At 75.1% G+C, this 7,803-nt stretch carries 5 protein-coding genes; 2 read left to right on the top strand and 3 right to left on the bottom strand.

The window, feature by feature from the left end:
• Nucleotides 1-76 precede the first annotated feature (76 nt).
• On the top strand, nucleotides 77-1,180 hold the full coding sequence (locus RM844_RS31345) for a hypothetical protein (RefSeq protein ID WP_311670836.1): 1,104 nt from the start codon (nucleotides 77-79) through the stop codon (nucleotides 1,178-1,180).
• A gap of 61 nt (nucleotides 1,181-1,241) precedes the next feature.
• Here RM844_RS31345 and RM844_RS31340 read toward each other — a convergent pair whose 3' ends face one another.
• Genes RM844_RS31340 through RM844_RS31330 form a run of 3 tightly spaced genes read right to left on the bottom strand, consistent with a single transcriptional unit; the run spans nucleotide 1,242 to nucleotide 5,306 of the window.
• Complete coding sequence (locus RM844_RS31340; protein ID WP_311670835.1) at nucleotides 1,242-1,958, bottom strand: response regulator transcription factor; 717 nt, start codon at nucleotides 1,956-1,958, stop codon at nucleotides 1,242-1,244.
• Nucleotides 1,955-3,163, bottom strand: a complete 1,209-nt coding sequence (locus RM844_RS31335) for a sensor histidine kinase (RefSeq protein WP_311670834.1) — start codon at nucleotides 3,161-3,163, stop codon at nucleotides 1,955-1,957. The genes RM844_RS31340 and RM844_RS31335 overlap by 4 nt, the downstream gene beginning before the upstream one ends.
• Nucleotides 3,164-3,170: 7 nt before the next feature.
• On the bottom strand, nucleotides 3,171-5,306 hold the full coding sequence (locus RM844_RS31330; RefSeq protein WP_311670833.1) for an MMPL family transporter: 2,136 nt from the start codon (nucleotides 5,304-5,306) through the stop codon (nucleotides 3,171-3,173).
• Between the two features lie 537 nt (nucleotides 5,307-5,843).
• Between RM844_RS31330 and leuA the strand changes: the two genes are divergently transcribed.
• Nucleotides 5,844-7,604, top strand: a complete 1,761-nt coding sequence (gene leuA / locus RM844_RS31325) for a 2-isopropylmalate synthase (protein WP_311670832.1) — start codon at nucleotides 5,844-5,846, stop codon at nucleotides 7,602-7,604.
• The last annotated feature ends 199 nt before the right edge of the window (nucleotides 7,605-7,803 follow it).

The following is a 7,803-nucleotide window of genomic DNA, read 5'->3' as shown; positions in this document are numbered from 1 at the left end:
CGAGGAAAGCGCGGGGAAAGCGCCGCGACCATGCTCGGCCGCAGGACAACCGAAGCAACACCATCTTGGAGTACCCATGGGCTGGTCCAGGCGACTGGCCGTGACTGCGGGCGCGGTGGCCCTGTTGACCACCGCCGCCTGTTCGAGCGGCGACTCGGAAGCATCGGACGACGAGGGCGGTGGCGGCCTGTTCGCCGGCGTGCACGACGAGGGGACCGAGGAGTCGGGTACGGAGTCGGGCGAGGGGGCCGAAGCGGAGTCCGGCGGGGAGACGGACGGGGAGTCCTCGGCGGGGTCCGGCGAGCCGGCCGCGGAGGACGCGTTCGACGAGTGCGGCCTCTTCCCCACCGCCGAACTGGCCACCATCTTCGGCGTTGACACGCTGCACATCACCCAGCGGCTGGTCTACCCGGACGAGGAGGGCGGCCGGCTGGCCGGCTGCGGCTACTTCACCGAGGACGTGCCGGGCGTCTCCGGACTGCGGATCGACACGGTGGCCGGGACGGACGAGGCCGCCTTCTTCGCCGCCTACGAGGGCATGGACACCGGCCCGCTGGAACAGCTCGGCGACCGGGCCGAGGTGCTCGCCATGACCTCGCCCGGCGGCGAGGTGCGCACCCGCGAGGTGCGGGTGATCGCCGGCAGCACCGGGCTGCGGGTCACCCACACCTGGGACGAGGTGCCCGGCGGACTGCCCGAGATGCCGGACGCCGAGCTGGGCCAGGCGGTCGCCCTGGTCGCGGCCACCGCGCTGGAGCGGATGCCGGCGGACCCGGTCGCCCCGGACGGGACCCCGGAGGGCCCGTGCGCCGGGATCGACCTCGGGCTGGCGGCCGAGGTGCTCGGCGAGGAGCTGGGCATGGCCCGGAGCGTGGTGAGCGGCACCGGCGGGCTGCGCTGCCAGCTCACCGGCGCGGAGGCCAGCCTGGGCGTCACGGTGTTCACCGCGCCGCACATGGTCGAGCCCCGGCGGGTCCCGGCGGGCGAGATCACGGTCGCCGACCTCGGCGACGGCGCCCGGGTGGCGACCGACCAGGGCCACCTGGACGCCCTGGTCAACGACGGTGAGCGGATGGTGGCGATCAGCGCGCTGCACGCCCCGGCGGTCGGCGTGCTCGACGAGCCGCGGCCGGCGGACATCGAGCTGCTGCGCTCGGTGCTCGCCTCGGTCGGCGGCTGACCCGGGGCCGGTCCCGCCCGGGGACTGGCCCCGGGCCGGGCGGGCTGCCCGCGGCGCGCGCTCAGCCCGGCCCGCCGCCCACCGTGACCAGGCCGGACTCGTAGGCGGCGATGACCAGCTGGGCCCGGTCCCGGGCGGCGAGCTTGCCCAGCACCCGGCTGACGTGCGTCTTGACCGTCAGCGGGGAGAGCCGGAGCGTGCTGGCGATCTCCGCGTTGTTCAGGCCGCGGCCGATCAGGCCGAGCACCTGCCGCTCGCGGTCGGTGAGCCCGCCCAGCGCGCCGGCGGGCGGCGCCGGCGGCGGCTCGGGGGCGCGCAGCACCCGGGCTATCAGCCGCGCCGTGGGGCCGGGCGAGAGCAGCGCCTCGCCGGCCGTCACCGTGCGGATCGCGTCGAGCAGGTCGGCCGGCCTGGTGTCCTTCACCAGGAAGCCGGAGGCGCCGGCGCGCAGCGCCTCCACCACGTACTCGTCGGTGTCGTAGGTGGTCAGCACGAGCACCCGCAGGGCGGCGAGCCGCTCGTCGGCGACGATCAGCCGGGTGGCCTCGATGCCGTCCAGGTCGGGCATCCGGATGTCCATCAGCACCAGGTCGGCCGGGGTGGCGCCGGCCAGCGCGACCGCCTGCCGGCCGGTGCCGGCCTCCCCCACCACCGTCATGCCCGGGGTGGCCGAGATCAGCATGGCGAAGGCCGAACGGACCAGCAGTTGGTCGTCGGCGAGGAGCACCCGGATCTCCGGGCCGGTCTCGGGGGCTGGCGCCCGGCTGGGCTCGGTCACGACGGGCTTCCCTCCAGGGGTAGTTCGGCGGTCACCAGGAAGCCGGCGCCGGCCGCGGCAGGGCCGGCGGTCAGCGCCCCGCCGACGCCCCGAGCCCGCTCCCGCATACCGGCCAGGCCGAAGCCGGCGCCGGGCGGGCCGGGCGGGCCGCCGGCCGGCGGCCCGGCGTCCGCCACGGACACCCGCAGCGTCCCGGGGGCGCGCGCGAGCGCGACCCGGACACGGACCCCGGGGCCGGCGTGCCGGACCGCGTTGGTCAGGGCCTCCTGGACGATGCGGTAGGCGGCGGCCCCGACCAGCCCGGGCACCGGGTCGAGGTCGGGCGGCAGCGACAACGCGACCTCGGCGCCGGCCCGTTCGGCGGCCCGGGCGAGATCGGGTATGCCGGCCACGCCGGCCGGCGGCCCGGCCGAGCCGGCCTCGTCCCCGCGCAGGCCGCGCAGGGTGTAGCGCAGCTCGGCCCGGGCGTCCCGGCAGACGTCGCTGATCTCCTCCAGCGTGCCGGCCACCGCCGGCAGGTCGGCGCGGGCCGGGTCCACCGTCAGCAGGTGGGCGGCGACCGAGGCGCGGACCCCGATCACGGTGATGCTGTGCGCCAGCAGGTCGTGCAGATCACGGGCGACCCGCAGCCGCTCCTCGGCGACCCGGCGGGCCGCCTCCTCCTCGCGGCTGCGCTCGGCCCGCTCCGCCCGCTCCCTGGCCGCCGCCAGCAGCCCCCGGTGCAACCGCACGGCCTCCCCCAGGGCCACCACGCTCAGCAGCCAGCCGGAGATCCGCAGCAGCTTCAGCGCCGGTATGCCGCCGTTGAGCTGCCAGACCAGCACGACCACCGCCAGCACCCCGACGGCCAGCGCCAGGGTGCGGCGCCGGGGCCCGGCGGCGGCCACCGTGTAGGCGGCGACGGCGGTGGCCGCGAACGGCGCCGCGTGCTGGTAGTCCAGCCGGTGGAAGACGGCGGCGAACGCCAGCGAGACCAGCAGCACCGCCAGCGGGGCCCGCCGCCGCCAGGCCAGCGGCCCCACCACGCCGGCCAGCAGCGCCAGCGCCAGCCCGTCCGTGGCCCGCCCGTCGTGCGGCAGCAGCAGCGCCACGGCGACGCAGCCCGCCAGCAGCGCCAGGGCCAGCACGGCATCCGACCCCAACACCCGGACCACCGCCGGGCGTTCCAGGGGCCGCCGCCACCGGGCCCACACCGCCGTGCTCATCGGGTCATCATCCGACACCGCCGGCCCGCACCGGGACGGCGGGGCGGCGGGCGAGCCGCCCCGGCCACCAGACCCGCCGGTCCAGCAGCCAACTGGCCGAGGTCACCAGGTAGGTGCGGACCAGGAAGGTGTCCAGCAGGACGCCGACCGCCACCACGAAGCCCATCTCGGCCATCACCACCATCGGCATGCCGGCCAGCACACAGAACGTCGCCGCCAGCACCACCCCGGCCGAGGCGATCACCCCGCCCGTGGTGCGCAGCGCCGCCAACGCGGCGGCCCGGGTGGAGACCCCGCCGAGCACCTCCTCCCGCATCCGGTGCATCAGGAAGATGCCGTAGTCCACGCCGAGCGCCACGCAGAAGACGAAGGACAGCAGCGGTACCTGGGGATCGAGCCCGGCGAAGCCGAGCACCGGGCCGAAGACCAGCCCGCCGAGACCCATCGCCGCGCCCCAGGAGGCGACCACCGCGGCCAGCAGCAGCACCGAGGCGACCAGGCTGCGCAGCAGCACCCCGAGCACCAGCAGGACCACCAGCAACACCAGGGGTATCACCAGCAGTTGGTCACGGGCGCTGGTGCTGGACAGATCCATCGCCTGGGCCGTGGGCCCGCCCACCACGGCCCGGGCCGCGGGCAGCTCGGCCAGCCGCTCCCGCAGCGCGGCGACCGTCGCCCGCTCACCGGCCGACTCCGGTGGGTCGGCGGCGAAGACCTCGATCTCCCGCCAGCCGCCCCCGGCCCGCGCCGGCTCCGCCTCCGCCACCCCCTCGGTGGCCAGGGCCAGCTCCACCACCCGCGCCGCGTGCTCCGCGTCGGCCAACACCGTGATCGGCTGTCCGCTGCGCTCCGGGAAGGCGTCCGCGACCAACTCCATGGCCCGGACCGAGTCGGGCCGGTCCGTGAAATTGTCCAGCTCGCCCAGCGGGCCGGGCAGCCGCAGCGCGCCCAGCGAGAGCACGCCGAGGAACAGCGACCCGGCGACCAGGATCGCGACCGGACGCCGGCTGACCGAGGAGCCGAGACGGGCGAAGAACGAGCCCCGGCCGGCCGGGGCCGGCGCCCCAAACCGCGGCACCAGTGGCCAGAACACCCCACGCCCCAGCAGCACCAACAGGGCGGGCAGCAGCGTGACCATCACGGCCAGCGCGCAGAGCACCCCCACCGCGCCGACCGGGCCGAGCCCGCTGCTGCTGTTGAGATCGGCCGCCAGCAGGCACAGCAGCCCCAGCGAGACCGTCCCCGACGAGGCCAGCAGTGCCGGACCACAGCCGCGCAACGCCGCCCGCATCGCCTCCCCTGCGGCCGGCCGCCGGCGCAGCTCCTCCCGGTACCGGGCGACCAGCAGCAGCGCGTAGTCCGTGCCCGCGCCGAAGATCAGCACCGTCATGACCGAACTGGACATCGTGGTAACCGTCAGGTCGAAGAGCCGCACCAGCCCGTAGACCACGGCCATCGCGGCCACCGCCGCCACCCCGACCGCGACCAGCGGCACCAGCCACAGCAGCGGACTGCGGTAGGTGACGACCAGCAGCAGCGCGACGATGCCGGCGGTCGCCAGCATCAGCGTCACGTCGATCGACTCGAAGACCGCCTCCGCGTCCACCCCCAGCGCGCCCCCGCCGCCGAGCGCCATCGTCAGCCCCGCCGGCGGCCCGGCCAGCAGCTCCCGGATCTCGCCCACCGCCTCGGCCCGCGCCTCCTCGGCCAGCTCCCCCAGCGCGAACGGGTACAGCGCGGTGGCGCCGTCGGCCGAGGTGAGCCCGGCGTCCCCGGGGCCGCCCGCGGTCAGCTCGAACCGCTCGGCGATCTCCGCCAGCCGCCGCCCCGCCAGCTCCCGGTCGGCCGCCGTCAGCCCGCCCGGCCGCTGCTGCACCAGCAGCAGGTCCGTCGTGTCCCCGCCGGGCAGCAGCTCGGTGAGCCGGGCCACCTCGGTGGACTCGGCGCTGTCCGGCAGATAGGCCACGCCCTCGTCCGCCGTGGCGTCCCCCAGCCGGCCGGCGAACGGCAGCGCGAGGAGCAGCACCGCCAGCCACGCGCCCAGCACCAGCCAGGGCAGCGCCCGGCCGCGCCGGGACCCGCCCGGATCGGGCGGCGGCACCGGCTCGACGGACTCGGGGGGACGGGTGTCCAGTGCGCCCATGACGGGTCTCCTCGCGCAAGATGGAAATGGCGTGGCAACGGGAAGGGGAAGGTCCGCGGACACCGCCCCGAAGGACGGCCGCCATCCCAGGTTCCTCGCTCTGACCAGGCATTTCATCCACCCACGGTTGACACTTCCGCATCCGACCACGGGTGACACCGGGCCGTTTCTACATCCTTCGGAGTACACCCGTGGCTGGCGCCACCCCCCTGTGGGAAGCCGGTGCCCGGCCGCCGGGGACGCCCGCTCCGGGGCCGCCGGCCCACCCGTTCCCCGCCCCGGGCGACCGGTGTGAGTGCCCCGGGTGACCGGTGTGAGTGATGTCTCGGATGTTGGACCGGGGGAGGTCCGGTGGCCCCGGTCGGGTCTAGGGTGGGAGCCGCGATGCGAACCTGGACGCTTCTCCTTAGCCGCCGCGGCGAGGGTCTGTAGCCACAGACCGACCCCCTCCCCGCGGAGTTCGGCCCTGTCCGTCGGTCCCCTCGTCCGATCGCCGCACGGCGCCCCGCCGTCCCGGCACAAGGAGTTCCGCCGCTCATGAGCAAGCCGACGCCGCTGACCAACGCCGCCGTCACCCAGCAGCCCTCCGGGATGCCAGCCCACCGCTACCGGCCCTACGAGGCCGTTGACCTGCCCGACCGCACCTGGCCGAACCAGCGGATCACGCGGGCCCCGCGCTGGCTCTCCACCGACCTGCGGGACGGCAACCAGGCGCTGATCGACCCGATGTCGCCCAGCCGCAAGCGCGCCATGTTCGACCTGCTGGTGCGCATGGGCTACAAGGAGATCGAGGTCGGCTTCCCGTCCTCCGGCCAGACCGACTTCGACTTCGTGCGCTCCATCATCGAGGAGGACGCGATCCCGGAGGACGTGACCATCTCGGTGCTGACCCAGGCCCGCGAGGAGCTGATCGAGCGGACCGTGGAGTCCCTGGTCGGCGCCCGCCGGGCCACCGTCCACCTGTACAACGCGACCGCCCCCACCTTCCGCCGGGTCGTCTTCCGCGGCGGCCGGGACCAGGTGCGGGCCATCGCCGTGGACGGCACCCGGCTGGTCATGGAGTACGCCGAGAAGCTGCTGGACGACCGCACCACCTTCGGCTACCAGTACAGCCCGGAGATCTTCACCGACACCGAGCTGGACTTCGCGCTGGAGATCTGCGAGAGCGTGATGGACGTCTGGCAGCCCGCCGAGGGCCGCGAGATCATCCTCAACCTGCCGGCCACCGTGGAGCGTTCCACCCCCTCCACGCACGCCGACCGGTTCGAGTGGATGGGGCGTCACCTGAGCCGCCGGGAGTTCGTCTGCCTGTCGGTGCACCCGCACAACGACCGGGGCACCGCGGTGGCCGCCGCCGAGCTGGCCCTGATGGCCGGCGCCGACCGGATCGAGGGCTGCCTGTTCGGGCAGGGCGAGCGCACCGGCAACGTCGACCTGGTGACGCTGGGGATGAACCTCTTCTCCCAGGGCGTGGACCCGATGATCGACTTCTCCCGGATCGACGAGATCCGCCGGACCTGGGAGTACTGCAACCAGATGGAGGTCCACCCGCGCCACCCGTACGTGGGGGACCTGGTCTACACCGCCTTCTCCGGCTCCCACCAGGACGCCATCAAGAAGGGCTTCGACGCCCTCGCCGAGCAGGCCGCGGCGGCCGGCAAGCCGGTCGAGGAGCTGCCCTGGGACGTGCCCTACCTGCCCATCGACCCCAAGGACGTCGGCCGCAGCTACGAGGCCGTCATCCGGGTCAACTCCCAGTCCGGCAAGGGCGGCGTCGCCTACGTGCTGAAGTCCGAGCACGCGCTGGACCTGCCGCGCCGGATGCAGGTCGAGTTCTCCCGGATCATCCAGGAGAAGACCGACGCCGAGGGCGGCGAGGTCAGCCCGGCCGCGATCTGGGAGACCTTCTCGGACGAGTACCTGCCGCAGCCCTCCGGCACCCCGGGCTGGGGCCGGATCGCGCTGCGCGAGGCGCAGACCTCCAGCACCAGGGACGGCGAGGACGCGCTCACCGTGGCGGCCGTGGTGGACGGCGTGGACACCACGCTGACCGGCACCGGCAACGGGCCGCTCGCCGCGTTCTTCGACGCGCTGGCCGGCACCGGCGTGGTCGACGCCGACATCCGGCTGCTGGACTACGTCGAGCACACCATGAGCGAGGGCGCCGGCTCGCAGGCCGCCGCCTACATCGAGTGCGCGGTGGGCGACCGGGTGCTGTGGGGCGTCGGCATCGACGCCAACATCGTCCGCGCCTCCCTGAAGGCGGTCGTCTCCGCCGTCAACCGCGCGGCGCGCTGAGGTCAACCGGAGGCGCCCGGCAGGGTGCTCCCAGCCCAACCGGCCGAGGCCGGGAACGGGGCCGAACCGCCCCCGTTCCCGGCCTCGTGCCGTCCGTTCCCCGAGCCGTTCCCCGGCCCGCCGTCACCGGGACTTCGCGACGGACTACTGACGCCGGGCGCCGCCTGTGGTTAACATCACGGTCGCGGCATCGTAGCCA

Origin of the sequence: Streptomyces chisholmiae (genome assembly GCF_031845445.1) — a bacterium.
Lineage (GTDB): Bacteria > Actinomycetota > Actinomycetes > Streptomycetales > Streptomycetaceae > Streptomyces > Streptomyces chisholmiae.
This window is presented reverse-complemented; position numbering and strand designations above follow the sequence as displayed.